The 15881-nt window shown below is 57.9% G+C and carries 15 protein-coding genes; 4 read left to right on the top strand and 11 right to left on the bottom strand.

The window, feature by feature from the left end:
- Complete coding sequence (locus tag ACWGKN_RS10105) at window positions 1-2400, top strand: sigma 54-interacting transcriptional regulator (protein WP_424255988.1); 2400 nt, start codon at window positions 1-3, stop codon at window positions 2398-2400.
- A gap of 76 nt (window positions 2401-2476) precedes the next feature.
- Here the strand turns inward: ACWGKN_RS10105 and ACWGKN_RS10110 are convergent, their stop codons facing one another.
- The 9 genes from ACWGKN_RS10110 to nrfD (ACWGKN_RS10150) all read right to left on the bottom strand — a co-directional run bounded on the left by ACWGKN_RS10110 (window position 2477) and on the right by nrfD (ACWGKN_RS10150) (window position 10305).
- Window positions 2477-2938: a MerR family transcriptional regulator gene (locus tag ACWGKN_RS10110; RefSeq protein WP_424255990.1), complete on the bottom strand. Its 462-nt coding sequence runs from the start codon at window positions 2936-2938 to the stop codon at window positions 2477-2479.
- Window positions 2939-3040: 102 nt separating this feature from the next.
- A complete protein-coding gene (gene nrfD / locus ACWGKN_RS10115) occupies window positions 3041-4234 on the bottom strand; it encodes an NrfD/PsrC family molybdoenzyme membrane anchor subunit (RefSeq protein ID WP_035231864.1) in 1194 nt (397 codons plus the stop codon).
- 128 nt (window positions 4235-4362) lie between these two features.
- Window positions 4363-4488: a hypothetical protein gene (locus ACWGKN_RS10120; RefSeq protein WP_424256004.1), complete on the bottom strand. Its 126-nt coding sequence runs from the start codon at window positions 4486-4488 to the stop codon at window positions 4363-4365.
- A gap of 617 nt (window positions 4489-5105) precedes the next feature.
- Window positions 5106-5477 (bottom strand): MerR family transcriptional regulator, encoded by a 372-nt coding sequence (locus tag ACWGKN_RS10125; protein WP_452095136.1) that lies wholly within the window; start codon window positions 5475-5477, stop codon window positions 5106-5108.
- Between the two features lie 59 nt (window positions 5478-5536).
- Entirely contained in the window at window positions 5537-6721 is a 1185-nt protein-coding gene (nrfD, locus tag ACWGKN_RS10130; protein WP_452095137.1) for an NrfD/PsrC family molybdoenzyme membrane anchor subunit, read from the bottom strand.
- 51 nt (window positions 6722-6772) lie between these two features.
- The gene (locus ACWGKN_RS10135; protein WP_035233667.1) at window positions 6773-6976 is read right to left on the bottom strand and encodes a hypothetical protein; all 204 of its coding nucleotides are present in this window, start codon (window positions 6974-6976) and stop codon (window positions 6773-6775) included.
- 718 nt (window positions 6977-7694) lie between these two features.
- Complete coding sequence (locus tag ACWGKN_RS10140) at window positions 7695-8123, bottom strand: cytochrome c3 family protein (RefSeq protein WP_424255999.1); 429 nt, start codon at window positions 8121-8123, stop codon at window positions 7695-7697.
- Between the two features lie 101 nt (window positions 8124-8224).
- The gene (locus tag ACWGKN_RS10145) at window positions 8225-8977 is read right to left on the bottom strand and encodes a 4Fe-4S dicluster domain-containing protein (RefSeq protein ID WP_035233662.1); all 753 of its coding nucleotides are present in this window, start codon (window positions 8975-8977) and stop codon (window positions 8225-8227) included.
- A gap of 134 nt (window positions 8978-9111) precedes the next feature.
- Window positions 9112-10305 carry an NrfD/PsrC family molybdoenzyme membrane anchor subunit gene (nrfD, locus tag ACWGKN_RS10150; protein WP_035231864.1) on the bottom strand — a complete coding sequence of 398 codons (1194 nt, stop codon included), beginning with the start codon at window positions 10303-10305 and terminating at the stop codon, window positions 9112-9114.
- Between the two features lie 1024 nt (window positions 10306-11329).
- Between nrfD (ACWGKN_RS10150) and ACWGKN_RS10155 the strand changes: the two genes are divergently transcribed.
- From ACWGKN_RS10155 to ACWGKN_RS10165, 3 genes are all read left to right on the top strand, one after another.
- The gene (locus ACWGKN_RS10155; protein WP_452095138.1) at window positions 11330-12256 is read left to right on the top strand and encodes a lysophospholipid acyltransferase family protein; all 927 of its coding nucleotides are present in this window, start codon (window positions 11330-11332) and stop codon (window positions 12254-12256) included.
- 134 nt (window positions 12257-12390) lie between these two features.
- Complete coding sequence (locus tag ACWGKN_RS10160; RefSeq protein ID WP_424252998.1) at window positions 12391-12672, top strand: hypothetical protein; 282 nt, start codon at window positions 12391-12393, stop codon at window positions 12670-12672.
- 339 nt (window positions 12673-13011) lie between these two features.
- Window positions 13012-13935: a carbohydrate kinase family protein gene (locus ACWGKN_RS10165; protein ID WP_035227257.1), complete on the top strand. Its 924-nt coding sequence runs from the start codon at window positions 13012-13014 to the stop codon at window positions 13933-13935.
- Window positions 13936-14042: 107 nt separating this feature from the next.
- On the opposite strand, the gene ACWGKN_RS10170 is transcribed toward ACWGKN_RS10165, so the two are convergent.
- Together ACWGKN_RS10170 and ACWGKN_RS10175 are read right to left on the bottom strand one after the other, a co-directional pair.
- The gene (locus tag ACWGKN_RS10170) at window positions 14043-14813 is read right to left on the bottom strand and encodes a formate dehydrogenase accessory protein FdhE domain-containing protein (protein ID WP_052159721.1); all 771 of its coding nucleotides are present in this window, start codon (window positions 14811-14813) and stop codon (window positions 14043-14045) included.
- An 8-nt stretch (window positions 14814-14821) separates the two neighbouring features.
- Entirely contained in the window at window positions 14822-15877 is a 1056-nt protein-coding gene (locus tag ACWGKN_RS10175; RefSeq protein WP_035227254.1) for a cytochrome-c peroxidase, read from the bottom strand.
- Between the last annotated feature and the right edge of the window lie 4 nt (window positions 15878-15881).

Consider the following 15881-nt stretch of genomic DNA (forward strand, 5'->3'; position numbering starts at 1 on the left):
GTGCCGGAAACAGACCTCACCAGTTTCGACGAAATCGAGAGCGGGTACGTCACCGTTGACAACAACTGGCGGATCACCTCGTTCAACAAAAAGGCCTGCGATATCCTCGACATCGACGACAAGGATATCATCGGCCGCCACTGTCGTGAGATTTTCTATAACGACAAACGATTCAGCGCCATCTGTTCCCAACTCGAACCGCTGACCAGGAAGAAAGGCAGCAATTCGGTCCAGCTCAATCTCGGCTGCCCGACCACCGGCAAAAAGAATGCCATCAACCTGAAGGTCATTACCCTGCCGGGGCAGAACGGCCTGATGCTCGGCGCCATCATCGGCTTCGCCGACCTCAGCGAACCGCTGGCCGCCAGCCGTCTGGCCCTGAACAGCATCGCCGAAGGTGTCTTCACCGTCGATCACATCCGCAAGATTACATCGTTCAACAGCGCCGCGGAAAAGATCACCGGCTGGTCCGAGGAAGATGTCATCGGCAAGCCCTGCAAATCCATTTTTCATTCCAGTATCTGCAAGTCAACCTGCGCCATCGCCGAGTCGATCCTGAAGAAAACCGCGATCACCGATCGCATGGCCTACATCCTCGGCAAAGAGGGCCGCTCCATCCCGGTCAAGGTCAGCGCCGCCCCCCTTGTCGATCTCAGTGACAGGATTGTCGGCTGGGTTGAGACCTTCAGGGATATCACCGCCACGCTGCAGCACGAGATGATCCTCAACGCGGTCGCCGACGGGGTTTTCACCGTTGATCCGGAAGGCAGGATCACCTCCTTCAATGCCGCGGCCGAGCGCATCACCGGCTGGAAAGAAAGCGAAGTTCTCAGCAAGATCTGTTCGGTCGTCTTCTTCTCGAGCCCCAGCGTCAACAGCTGCGCCCTCGGCGTCAGCATGCGGGAAAAGCGGACCATCGTCGACTACGAGACCTTCATCATCGGCAAGGACGGTTTTTCCATCCCGGTCAGTGTCAGCGCCGCCCCTTTCCTCGACCACCGCAACGAGGTTATCGGCGGAGTGGAAACCTTCAGGGACAATACCTTCCGGCTGCAGAACGAACTGATACTCGATTCGGTCGCCGACGGGGTCTTCACCGTCGACCGCAACTGGACCATCACCTCGTTCAACCTGGCGGCGGAACTGATCACCGGCTGGTCGCGGGAAAACGCCGTCGGCAAGAACTGCAGCGAGATCTTCCAGTCCTCGATCTGCGGCCGCAATTGCGCCATCGCCGAGAGTCTCTACACAGGGAAAGCGGTATCCAACCGCTCCATCACGATCAAGACCCGCAACGGCCGCTCGCATTCGGTCAGCATCAGCGCCGCCCCGCTGGTGGACCACGAAGGCAACGTCGTCGGCGGGGTCGAGACCTTCCGCGACCTCAGCGTCGAGATCAGCCTGCGCCAGCAGTTGACCAGACGCTACACCTTCGACCAGATCATCAGCAAGAGTCCGGCGATGCAGAGGCTCTTCGAAATCATGCCGGACATCGCCAGAAGCGAGAGCAACGTCCTGATCCTGGGGGAAAGCGGCACCGGAAAGGAGCTGATCGCCAGCGCCCTCTTTCATGCCTCGAACCGCAAGGACGGGCCCTTCGTCACCGTCAACTGCGGTGCCCTGCCCGACACCCTGCTCGAATCCGAACTCTTCGGCTACAAGGCGGGGGCCTTTACCGACGCCAAAAAAGACAAGGTCGGACGATTTGCAGCGGCGGAAGGCGGCACGCTCTTTCTCGACGAGATCGGCGACATCCCCCAGTCGCTGCAGGTCAAGCTGCTGCGGGTGCTGCAGCAGAAAACCTACGAACCGCTCGGTTCCAACACCCCGGTGAAGGCCGATGTCCGGATCATCGCGGCGACCAACAGAGACCTGCCGCAGCTGGTGCGGGAAGGCCAATTCCGCGACGATCTCTATTACCGCCTCAACGTCGTCAACATCTATCTGCCGCCATTGCGGGAACGGATCGAGGATATCCCGCTGCTGGTCGAGCATTTCGTCAAGAAATTCAGCGCCGAGAAAGGAAAGGACATCGTCGGGGTCTCCGACCAGGCGATCGCCCGGCTGATGCGCTATTCCTATCACGGCAACATCCGGGAACTGGAGAACATCATCGAGTACGCCTTCATCCTCTGCCCCGGAGGATACATCCAGGAGTCGCATCTGCCGGAGCATATCGGTGTCAGGACCTCGCTGGAAGCACCGGAACCATGCGGATTGACGCCGGGAATGACCCTGGAGGACATAGAACGGCAGGCGATTTACCAGTCACTCGAACGCAACCAGTGGAAAAAAATGCTCACCTGCCGGGAATTGCGGATTTCCAAAGACACCCTGCGGCGGAAGATCGAACATTACGGCCTCCATAATCCTGCCGAACCACAGGAAAAGGAAGGATAGCGGCCAAAGACCGACCGGGACGCGGCTGGGAAGAGGAGACCGGGATGAACGCGACACGGCGTATCCTGCGCCGGCGTCAGCGGGCCTTGCGTTCCGCCTCAGGCTTTACGGCTATGGCTTGCTGCTGTTCCTTTTCCCGTTCGGCCCGTTCTTTCCGCCGGGCCTCCATCTCCGCCGCGGGATCGCCGGCCACCCTCAGGCTGCGCGGCAAGGCCCGGTCGACAACCGCATCGCAATTGCACCAGGTCTCCCGCGGACAGCCGGTGATCTCGTAACAACTAGCGAACTGGAGCAATTTCTTGATCCCGGGGATTGATATCCCTTCATCGTGGATCAGCGACCGCAGACAACCGACCCAGGTTATGTCGTTCTGGGAGTAGAGCCGGCGATCGCCTGCCCGTTCCGGCTTGATCAGCCCCTCGTCCTCGTATATGCGCAACGTGCGGGGGTGGACATTGAGCAGTCGCGATGCCACCCCGATGGGGTATACCGGCAGATCATTCCTGATCGGCTCGACACGGGATTTCTTCTTTACCATACACTCTTCCTCCTGGATACACTCTACACCGCCCGATCCGACCCGACAAGCCGGACCGGGCGGCAGAGCATCATCTGCCGCCGGATCCCGGGACCGACCCTCTCAGTGGTCTTCCGAGACGTGGCCGCGGAACAGCTTTTCTCCCATCAGGAAGAGCATCAGGCAGAAGGCGACGCCACCCATCACCACCAGGTTCTCGTGCAGCGACGGCGTATAGCTCAGGAAATCGGCATAATCGACCAGCCCCATCCCGTGATAGTGCGGCACCAGCTGCCCGACGATCACCAGGTCGTAGCGCATGAAGAAGATCCCCACCATCCCCGCCAGCGACGCCGCGAACAGCGCGTTCATGTTCCGCCCCTTCACCAGCATGATGATCACGAACGGGATCACCATCCCCAGCGCCACCTCGCCGCCCCAGAAGTTCAGCGCATAGGGGCCGGTCACCAGCGCCATGATCGCCTCGTACTTGCCCGGAGGGTTGCCGCTGACCCCGCTGATCATCTTCCAGCAGGTGAAAAAGATGATCACCGCCATCATCAGCGCCCCGACCTTGGCCACGCTCTCCATCGACTTCTTCATCTCCTCGCTCATCCGCCAGTTGTTGGCCCGATAAGCCAGCCAGGTGAAGAAGATGATCGCGATGCACCCCGACATCGCCGCCGAGGTGATGAAGTAGATCGGCATGTAGGGGCCGTGCCAGAACTCACGGGCGTTGAGCAGGCCGAACACCGCCCCCAGGTTCGAGTGGGCGGCGACACCGGTCAGCAGCCCGGCCAGACCGAAGGCCGTCGCCTTCTTGTGGTCGTTCTTCTGCAGCATCACGAACTCGATCAGCATGAAGAACAGGTAGGCCCCGTACAGCGTCCCCATCCACCAGATGTTCGAGGTGGCGTTGGCCCCGATGACGTTGCCCACCGGCATCCGCCAACTGTTCTCGATCTCGAAGGCGATCACCAGAAAACCGGCGACGATCGTCGCAATCGACATGAACACCGCCCGCTTGGCGATCGGGTTGAAGTTCTTGAAACCGAAGACATGGCCGATCGACGAGACGATGCACAGCCCGGTCGAGGTCACCACGAAAAAGACATAGGCCGCGATCAGGATTCCCCACGGCACCTCGCGGCTGACACCGAAGGTATGCTCGTGCCCGGCGTACAGGGAATGGATCCCCGCCCCCACCCCGACCAGCGTCAGCAGGCCGAACAGACCTATCGCCGCTGCGTATTTCCCGGATACGCTCGCCTCCAAACCGCCTTCCTGCGGGAGTATCCCCGCCAACATTCTGTTCATTGCTCGTTGCTCCTGTTTGTCTGTCCCGTCATGATACCCCGTCCGGCCCGTTCGAACCGGCAACGTCGCATGACTCCGGGAATTTGAAGATGTCCCCCGCCGCACTCGACACCTCGGTTAAACCGAGTCTACTGCAGAGGGATATCGGTCCCATCCTTGCCGATATTGTCCAATAACGGCTTGATCTTCAGCTCATACAAGGTATGCAGCGTCGCACAGCCGATCCAGACCACAAGAAATACAATCGCTTCCATATATCCCTCCACCGCTTCTTCTTTGAGTCCACCAGGTCGGAACGATCACCACGAGTCGCCCTTCCTCTGACAACCTGCCGGCCGGCATAGTGTGTTACAGATTATGCTGTTTTTTTATTCATGGTATTGTTGTAAACAGCAATTGTCAACTTGTTGCAACTATATTTTTTAGCACAAAGTACCAATCCATTTGCACAACAGCTATATATATGCGTAATTACAACGAATAAAAAATAACCGATCCCGACTCTTTTTTGGCCTGCGGCTCCTGCTGCCTTTCCCGGTGCTGGTCGCATCACGATATGGGCGCAGAATGCGTCTTTTTCATCGTTGAATGACGAAAGATATCACTCCGGAAAATCCCGCAATTTTTCTATTTATGTAATAAAATCAAACAGGGTAGCTGATTTATCAACTACAGAGGATGGGCGCAATCTGCGCCCTGGAGAGGGAAATGGCCATCCTGCAGATGCGGATGGATGCCGTGACGGCAAAAAAAAGCCTGTTCGGCAGGCGAACAGGCAGGAAAAGGGATCGATCCCGATGGACAGGCAGAAGAATACCCCCGGCAATCCCACGGGGCTGCCGATCAGCAGCCCCGTGGCAGGCAGAGGGGATCAGGCGGCGATATCTTCGTGGTTGCCGATCCGGGGAATCCTGACGGCACGGTCAATCTTTTTCGGCACGCAGGTGTTGGAAAAAAAGGCCGAACAGCACTTGCGGCGCTCGAAGCTGCAGTCGATGATGTTCCAGCACGGCGTATACTTCAACAGTTTCTTGATCGCATTGATGCTGACCCCATGCACATGGATCATCTCGCGCAGACATTCTATCCACTGGATATCCCGCATCGTATAGTAACGCCATTCACCTTTGCGGGCCGGTACGATCAGACCCTTATCCTCGTAATTGCGCAGGGTCCGGGGATGGATGTCGAGCATCTTGGCCGCCATTCCTACCGTGAATATCGCTTTGTTGTCCGTATCCATATCAGCCTCGCTTGCATTCCATTGAGTCATTCATACTTTGCTCGAGTCCCGCTCCTCTCTCAGTGCGTCTCCTCGGTTCGGAAGAGCGAACCGAGGAATCTCTCGCCGACCAAAAAACCGTAGCCGACCAGGCCGATGCCGCCGATGACGAGGAGCCACTCCGCCGCCGCCGGGGTATAGGAGAGATAAAGCGGCAGGCCGTTGTCGTAACCGGCGTACTGCGGGACGATCTGGCCGGAAACGACCATGTTGAACCGGGAGAAGAATTGGCCGACCAGGACCATCAGTGCTGCGGCCGACATCGCCTGCACCGAGTTCAGCCGGCTGACGAGCAGCAGGGCGAAGGGCAGGACCAGACCGATACCGATTTCAAAGAGCCAGAAATTGGTGGCCAGAGGGCCGCTCACCATGGAGTCGGCGGCGAGAATCATTTCCCTGTTGCCGCTATAGGCATTGGCGAACTTCCAGGCGGTGGCGATCCCGATCAGAAAGATCATCAGGGCCATGACCTTGCCGGCCGACCGCATGCCGAAGAAGACGGTGGGCGAAACCTCTTCCCGCGACAGAACATGGGTGAGATGGGTGAACAGCACCACGGCGGCGGCGCCGGAGAGGAAGGCGCAGGCGAGGAAAAAGATCGGCAGCTGCGGTCCATACCAGAAGGGACGGGCACTGATCGATGCGAAGACCGACCCGAGGTTGCTGTTGGCCAGCGCCTCGGCGACCGCTCCGGCCACACCGAAGACCAGCGCCTGGGCGAAGCGGCGGGTGACCAGCAGATACATCTCAACCAGCATGATACCGACCGCCATGCCGTACAGGGTACCCATCCACCAGATATTGGAGGTCAGGTTCGGGTGCAGGATGACCCCCAGCGCCATCCGCCAGGGATTTTCGATCTCCAGGCCGATGACCAGAAAGGCGCCGAGGAGGGAGACGATCGACAGCCAGACCATCCGGTTGGCCAGCGGCGCCAGTTTGTTGCCGCCGAAGAGGTGGCTGATCGCCGCCAGCAGACAGAGGCCGGTGGAGATGATGGCGAAATAGGCATAGACCCCGATCAGCATCCCCCACGGCATCTCCCGGGTATTGGCAAAGGCGTGATGGTGACCGACGGCCTGGGCGTAGACGCCGCTGCCGATCCCGGCGGCGAGGAAGAGCAGCGCCATGACCATGAGCCCATTGGTAACCGGGGCGCCGGCAATCTGTCGTGAAGGTAAAGCCGTTGTGAGTGATTCTTTCATTGTAGCCTCCTGCATGCGTAGTTCTGGTAAACAGCCTCTAATCACAATGTATCAGCGAAACTGGTAGCTGGCCGGTTCCGACAGAAGTTCCGGCTCGGATTCACCGCGTTGTTCCGCCGGTAGACCAAGGACGGCGAAAAGTGCCACCGGGGCGGCAAAGGGGCCCATGATCACAAAAAGCACCAGGGTCAGGACAAACCAGCAGGCTTCGGCGACCTTCGACTGCTTCCCTGCAGGCTTGAGCCACAACTTCATTCGATTCCGGGCTGGGCGTTGTTGATTCCGATTCTGTTCCATGAGCCACCTCCTCGTCTCAGTCGACGATCGTTGTCTTTCAATTACTTCTTAAATAGCAAGAGGCGTGCCATCGTCGAAAAAGGGAGACAATCAACCCATTTGAATTTGATATATAGCTGTTTTAATATAGTATTGTTTATTTCTTCGGCAGAGCGCCGGCAGGACGGGGGGGCGTTGAAGTTGTTGCGGAAGGCGTAATCTGCGTCTTTCCCCCCCCTGCCGCTGGGCGCATAAAGCGTCCAACCGGAAACTGATTAACAGGCTGGAATTAAAGCAGATATTTAATTATCACTGATTTCCGGAGGAACCACAGCCATTGGAGAGGGTCCCGGAAGGTACGGCAAGTGGCAATAACTTTAATGTTTATCGACAGATAGATGAGCTGGCAGATAACCGGGCGCAAAATGCGCTGTTAATGAGAGAAAGTCCTGTGCCGGAGGGAGAGAGATTCGCCCGATTGGAGGACTTTTGCGGCAATCGAGGAGAGAAGGGGGGAACTCAGGGGAGGAGAAAGACAGCAGGAGTCTCATGATGCCGGCAGATCCGGGCATCATGAAACCCCTGTAGAGGGAGGTTAGGGGCCGTTACGAAATAACCGTTACATTTTTCACCATTTCGTTACGGCCCCTTATGCCGGAAAGGTATTTCTGTGTAACGGTTATTGTTTGACGACGGCTTACTTCTTCGCGCCATGCTCCGCTGCGGCATCGGAACTACCGGATAGCCGCGCCTGACCGCGAACACCGATATGACAGACAGTACAGCGTTTGTTCGAGGCGAAGGCGGTGTCGCCGTCATGGCAGGCACCGCAATAGCCGCCGTTGTACAGCGTCTCCATCGTGAAGTCCTCCTTCTCCGCCGATGCCCCTGCCTCCATCGGAAACAGTTCGTCGTGGCAGGAGTCGCATTCCAGACCCGCCCCCCGGGTATGGTTCTTGTGCTCGAAGACCACGCTCTTGACCGGCTTCTCCCAGATTATCGGCGCCAGGGGGCCGTAGGTGTCCTCATCGTATTCTTCGGCGGCTTTCTGTTCCTCTGCCGCCCTGAGCCAGGCCCCGGAAAACAACAGGATGCCAATGACCAGCATAGACAAGCTTTTTTTCATGACGATTTTTTCCTCCATCTCTTGAATATCGCCTTTTCTCTGCCGCACCGCCGACACGAAACCGGGGCGGGGCGAGGGGCAGGCATGATCAGTTACTGTCCCTAGGCATTGACATAATAGACATTGGGCAAAGCCCCAACCTCAGGGCGAAGAACCCAGACGATCGTTTCCGGGGTGTGGAGCAGTTCGAATACCCTGCTCTTGGTGTCGGCCAGATCGCCGAAAACCCGGACATCGGCAGGACAGGCCTCGGCGCAGGCCGTGGTCTTTTCCCCCTTGGACAGCCTGGAGTTCCAGCAGAAATCGCACTTGTCAACCGCCCTGGTCTCTTCCTTGAAGTACCGGGCGTTGTACGGACAGGCGGTCATGCAGGTTTTGCAGCCAATGCAGCGGTCGGGTTTCATCATGATGATACCGGTCTTTTCATCCTTCCAGGTGGCCGTGGTCGGACAGACACGGACACACGGCGGCCGGTTGCACTGATTGCACAGAATCGGCATGAATATCGTCTCATGCTCGCCATTGGCGACGGTCCTCCGGCGCTCCAGAATCGTGGTGCGGGAGCCGTATACCGGGACCTCGTTGGTCTTGATGCAGGCCTCCTTGCAGCGTTCGCAGTCGATGCAGAACTTCTCGCGGATGACCATCGCATAGTGGGGACTGTAGGGGTAATGACCGACCTCCGGGACTATCTCGGCGGCCTGAGCATCGCGGACGGACGTCAGCGACAAAACCGACCCACCCAGGTATACCCCGGTAACCGCCAGTCCAAGCTGGAGGAAGCGGCGCCGTTCGATGGATGTCAGCACATCCAGACTTTCACTTTCAAGCTTTTCCAAATCTTCGATTTTCATTCTTTCGCTCCCTGTTGATATCTCTCATTTTCCTGTATTCGACAGGAAAATGTCAGTATGTAATCCGACCCGACCCGACAAGCCGGACCGGGCGGCAGAGCATCATCTGCCGCCGGATCCCGGGACCGACCCTCTCAGTGGTCTTCCGAGACGTGGCCGCGGAACAGCTTTTCTCCCATCAGGAAGAGCATCAGGCAGAAGGCGACGCCACCCATCACCACCAGGTTCTCGTGCAGCGACGGCGTATAGCTCAGGAAATCGGCATAATCGACCAGCCCCATCCCGTGATAGTGCGGCACCAGCTGCCCGACGATCACCAGGTCGTAGCGCATGAAGAAGATCCCCACCATCCCCGCCAGCGACGCCGCGAACAGCGCGTTCATGTTCCGCCCCTTCACCAGCATGATGATCACGAACGGGATCACCATCCCCAGCGCCACCTCGCCGCCCCAGAAGTTCAGCGCATAGGGGCCGGTCACCAGCGCCATGATCGCCTCGTACTTGCCCGGAGGGTTGCCGCTGACCCCGCTGATCATCTTCCAGCAGGTGAAAAAGATGATCACCGCCATCATCAGCGCCCCGACCTTGGCCACGCTCTCCATCGACTTCTTCATCTCCTCGCTCATCCGCCAGTTGTTGGCCCGATAAGCCAGCCAGGTGAAGAAGATGATCGCGATGCACCCCGACATCGCCGCCGAGGTGATGAAGTAGATCGGCATGTAGGGGCCGTGCCAGAACTCACGGGCGTTGAGCAGGCCGAACACCGCCCCCAGGTTCGAGTGGGCGGCGACACCGGTCAGCAGCCCGGCCAGACCGAAGGCCGTCGCCTTCTTGTGGTCGTTCTTCTGCAGCATCACGAACTCGATCAGCATGAAGAACAGGTAGGCCCCGTACAGCGTCCCCATCCACCAGATGTTCGAGGTGGCGTTGGCCCCGATGACGTTGCCCACCGGCATCCGCCAACTGTTCTCGATCTCGAAGGCGATCACCAGAAAACCGGCGACGATCGTCGCAATCGACATGAACACCGCCCGCTTGGCGATCGGGTTGAAGTTCTTGAAACCGAAGACATGGCCGATCGACGAGACGATGCACAGCCCGGTCGAGGTCACCACGAAAAAGACATAGGCCGCGATCAGGATTCCCCACGGCACCTCGCGGCTGACACCGAAGGTATGCTCGTGCCCGGCGTACAGGGAATGGATCCCCGCCCCCACCCCGACCAGCGTCAGCAGGCCGAACAGACCTATCGCCGCTGCGTATTTCCCGGATACGCTCGCCTCCAAACCGCCTTCCTGCGGGAGTATCCCCGCCAACATTCTGTTCATTGCTCGTTGCTCCTTGTGCTGTGGACGTGTCTATATCAGTTTTCTACCACTACTTAGCTGATGCTGCTGAAATGAAAGTCTCTATGAGGGGGGATGTTGTGTTTGCACATTGGCCTGAATATAGGTCGAATCATGACTCAAACACAACCAAAAAAGCCACTTATCGAGAGAAAAAGCTCCACCAGGATATCATCTAACGGCTGATTTATACGACAAATGTCTATCTGCATCGCCCTCTATGCAAAGTATTTAATTAATTTCTTTAATTGAATCTTTCTACTATCCGGGAGATTCACTGTCAAGCTGAATCAATAGGCTGGGCCGGGGAAGACAAAAAATTCGATTATTAGCCGTCATTTCGGTAAAATAAACCAAAAAACCACAGCCAGAAGATTCAAAGGTAAAATAATTTTATAAAATCAAATATTTATTCTTGCAGACCGACAGATATTGTGGTTTTTCAATCAACTGATATCGATCAATCAAGACCATCACGCCCAAAAAGCACAAGCAACCATTCGATGACCAAAACTCTTGGGAATCCATTAGCGGGATAGGCGCCATCAGCCCGGCTGTCAAACCTTTTCGAGCAGAAACCGCGAGACACGGCCCGGCTGTTTGACGCTTACGCTTCAACTCCACTGGAATCGGAAGACGAATTGGACACCAGGACGACAGTTCCGGGCGATCGTGTCGGAATAAAAACATTTCGATCGATCTCCCCGCCCCTGAGCCGAAGCTGACCTGTTCGGCTCTCCCGTTTCAAAACGTGATCTTTTACTGGACTCACGGCGGCGGATTACCACACCATCGTTCGTTCTGCCGACGGAACACGCCGTTGACTCGATATTCGACTTCCGATTCCGATGAGGGTCGGGATGAATTGCCCGATCAGACGTTTTTCAATGGTAAATCTCGCCCTTGACGCTATGCTAATGATGCCGGGGCGTTGCCGAAGCGGCATCGTTTGCCGGCACATCCATGTAATTTTAGGTAATTACATCAATATTTCCACCTGAGCAGCATGACCTCGCAACCTGATATCTCTCGAGGCGATCGACTGGTCTCCCATGCCATGCACGGCTATTTCGCCTTCAGCCGCTGCATGCCGCTTTCGGTGTGGCTCGGCATCGGCCGGGGGATGGGCACCCTGCTCTATCATCTCGCCGGAAAACACCGCAGGATCGCCCGCGCCAACCTCCGCTTCGCCTTCGGTGCCTCGATCGAAGAAAACCGGATCGACCGGATAATTCACGACAATTTCAAACAGTTCGGGATGATCGGCCACGAATTCGTCCAATTCCTTGATGCCCCTCACAGGACAGCCGCCACCCTGGACCGGTTGGTTCGAGTCGAAGGTGAACAACATCTGCTTGCGGCTCGGGCCAAAAGCAGCGCGGTGATCCTCCTCGGCGCCCATTTCGGCAACTGGGAGATAGGACATCGTTACTACGCCAGACATTACAACAGGTTGAATTTCATTGTCCGCCGCATCGACAACCCCCTGCTCGAACAAGCCCGGTTTCAGCGCAATACCGCGCTGGGCGTCAATATCCTCTACAAGGAAAACGGCCTGCGCGAGGCCATCCAGCGTCTCAGGAAGGGTGAGGATCTGGTGATTTTCACCGACCAGAATGCCAACCGGAAGGAGGGAATCATGGCGGAATTCTTCGGCCACCCCACCACCTCGCTCTATATCGCGCCCAGCCTGGCCCAGAAGTACCAGGTGCCGCTGGTGCCGATGTTCACTGTCCGGGACAGGGATCCCCGCTGCCATCGACTCGTCTTCCTGCCGGAAATTCCGATCGGACACAGTGAAGCGAAGGAGGATATCGCGGTGTTGACACGACGCCAGAACGAGCGGCTGGAGGAGATCATCACCAGGTATCCCGACCATTGGCTATGGCTGCACCGCAAATGGAAGGCCGATTATCCCGAGATCTACCGCTGATCAACGTCTCTGAGCAGACCCGCTGTTGTGACACTGGGGGCGCCTCTCCATCGGCGCCCCGTAATGGTGGAAGGTACCGCACCCGGAAACGCCTGACGAATCAGACAATTTCCACCGGTTTGCAGATGCCTGTGGTGTCGACTGCGACCTTGCCGCAGGTTTCGCAGGAGTATCGCATCGCTGCGAACTTTTCCTTGCAGATATGGTTGACGCCGACATCCGGCATATTGCAGTATGAACAGGAGATGATTGTTTCGGTTGGATTGCAGAGCGAACTGGCATCATCCGCCATCAATCCGCAGCTTGAACATGTGTGGGCCATGACCAATCTCCTCTGGGAATGTGATAGCAACGACCACCGGACGTGGTCGATTTCTGAATCTTCTCCCCGTCCAAGTCGATTTACGGCCAACTGATCCAAGACGCCACGGTCTCCATGGCGGTTTCGGACAGTCGAGAAGATCTTATGAAGAAATTAAGAATTGCTCTCACATTGTCAACGACGGCGGCCTCAACCTGCCCCCGGGCTCGAGCCACTATTCATTGGACACCCCACCGGCTCTATGTTAAACAGGGCCGTAGCCGGAACCGAGGAGAGGACCTGCCCCGCGGCCGGCCATGCGTTCTCCTTTCCGCCGCTCTCGCACCGCAGGATCGGTGGATTCCAACGGTTCCACAAATCGATACCGACCGACAGCAGCCTCTGATTATTCACAGACCAACGGATTTCCGTTATCGTTCAAGGGAAAAGACAGATGAAGGTGATTATAAGCGGTTCTCTGGCCTATGACAGGATCATGAATTTCCCGGAGTATTTTTCCGACCATATACTGCCGGACAAGATCCACGTGCTCAACGTCTGTTTTCAGGTCGACGGAGTCAAGGAAAATCTCGGCGGGACCGCCGGCAATATCGCCTATGCCCTGCGGCTGATGGGCGGGACACCCTCTATCTCGGCGACCATCGGCAGTGACAATCACCGTTATTTCGAATGGTTTGCCGACAACAGCATCTCCATCACCGGGATCAGGGTGATCTACACGGAACTGACGGCCGGCGCCTACATCACCACCGACAAGGGCGACAACCAGATCACCGGCTTCAACCCCGGAGCGATGAAGTATTCGTCCGAACTGGATTTTACCGGTCTCGAACCGGAGGACACCCTGGTCCTCGTCTCCCCCGGCAATCTTGACGACATGATCGCCTACCCGCGACGGTGCCGGGACGCCGGTATCCCCTATATCTTCGATCCCGGCCAGTCCCTGCCGGTACTGCAGGCCGACGCCCTGCTCTCGGCTATTCGCGGGGCGAAGATCCTGATCGTCAACGACTACGAATTCGATCTCATCCTCGACAAGACCGAACTGACGAAGGAACAGCTCCTCGACCTCGCCGAGAGCACGATCATCACCCTCGGCGAGGCCGGTTCAATGGTCCATCACCAGGGACGGAGGATACAGATCCCCGCTTTTCCGGCCAAACGGGTGGTCGATCCGACCGGTGCCGGCGACGCCTACCGCGGCGGTCTGCTAAGCGGACTGACCAGGGGGATGAGCCTCGAGGAGAGCGCCCGGCTCGGCAGCGTCTGCGCCTCCTTTGCCGTCGAACACTATGGGACCCAGGTCTATCGCTTTACCGCCGAGGAATTTGCAGCGCGGCTCAACCCGAATCGATGACAAGAAACAAGGGCTGTCCGACCGAGACAGCCCTTGGCGAACCGCCTGGTGATTGGATACCAGGCGGTTGATGCAGCGCCTGCCGGACACTGTCGCGCAATGGCCTGTCATTCCATCTTTTTCAAGGCAATGGGATTCGGCGCCATCCGCTCGTATCCCTGCCCCTGGGCGATGAGGTCGAGCGGCAGACTCGCCAGGTCCGCGAGATCGAGCGGCATCTCCTTGAGAATCGAGCTCTCCACGATCTTGATATAGCTGTGACACCCGTCGCAGGTGGCCAGCCGGAATCCCGGTTCACCATCGGAGACAATGGTGTTGAGCTTCGACGCGTCCCCGGTTCCGCAGTTGGGACAGCCGATGAACTGATAGGTGCCGGAGGTCCCGCAGAAGGAACAGTGGAGGTGGCGCTGCGGCCCTTCGACGATCGTCGCCAGTGCCGGCCGCGCCGAACACAGGGGGCAGCGCCCGTCCTCCCACTGGCCGCCGTCGAGCGGGAAGGTGGCGCGCAGCGCCAGAAAGTACGGACGGCTCAACAGAAACAGGATCATGGACAGCTCATCCGCTGTAGCCGGAAGAGCGGAAATCTCAGGTAATTCACCGAGCGGCAGCCGCATGAAGTCGATCTTGCCGTTCTCCAACGCCTGGCCCAGCGGCGCCAGCTGCTCGCCGGGAAGATCAAAGATGGAGACGAACATCCGAAAAATGGCACCGGCCTTCTCCCGCGGGTAGGCCTGGGAATCATCGGGCAACATCGCCGATCGCTCCTTCGGCAGCAGTTCCGCCGCCTCCTCTTGAAAGCGCTGCCATCTGCCATACAGCTCGAGGGGGTCCTTGAGGTGCGGCCGTTGTTCAATCAAGGCCTGAATATCAATGGTCATGGTACTCCTTATGGAATTTTGGGGTAGGTGAAGGCCATCGGCGCTCCGGTCAACCCTTCTTCGAGGAAAACCTTGAGCTGTCGTTTTTCCTCGGCCGTAAGTTGCAGGGGCGTCAGCACGGTATTGCCTTTGCCGCCGCCCGCATTGAAGAACTCGATCGCTTCATCCAGGGTGGCAGAGATGCCGTTGTGCATGTAGGGAGCCGTCCCGGCAATCTCCCTCAGCGTCGGGGTCCTGAACGCCTTCCAGTCTTTCCGCTCCCCGGTGATGAGAAACCGGCCGGGATCCTCGGCCAGGGTCCGGAACTCCTTGAAATGATAGACCTTGGCGACAAACCGGCGCGTCGCCGCAATCCGGGGATCCGTGAGATGCTCCGGATTTTCCGGGACATTGAGGGCGTGAAACCGGTCATCGGCGAGATTGACGCCGAAATGACACTCGGTGCATTTCCCCTTGCCGGTGAACAGTCCATACCCTTTCACCGCCTCCGGCGAAAGGGCGTTCCTGTCCCCTTTCAGGTACCGGTCGAGCGGGGCGTCACCGGAGACGATGGTCCGCTCGAAGGCGGCGATGGCCATCGCCACGCGATCCCGGGTGATATCGGCATCACCGAAGACCTTCGTGAATTCGGTGACATATTCCGGAACCGCGCGGATCTCCTCCTCCATGTAATCAAGGTTCTGGTTCATCTCGAAGGCCGACATCAGCGGAAACAGCGCCTGGTCTTCGAGACTTGCCGCCCGGCCGTCATGGAACAGGAATTTCTGGAAGGCGACGTTGATCAGTGTCGGTGAGTTGCGCCAGTTCCGGGTGGTGGGATAGTTGAGGGAGATCTCCAGTCCGTCGCTGTAGCCCTGCTGCGGATCGTGACAGGTCCCGCAGTTGGTGGTGCCGTCGCCGGACAGCCGCCGATCGAAGAACAGTTTCCTGCCCAGTTCGATCTTCGCCGGCGTCTGGGGATTCGCCTTCGGGATCGGTACCTCCTTGAACGGCTCGAGGTGTCCGCCGAAACCGCACACCGGCAGGCAGAGAACCGCGAGGATCATCCATAACAGTCTTTTCATCCGC

This window comes from Desulfoprunum sp., assembly GCF_053613775.1.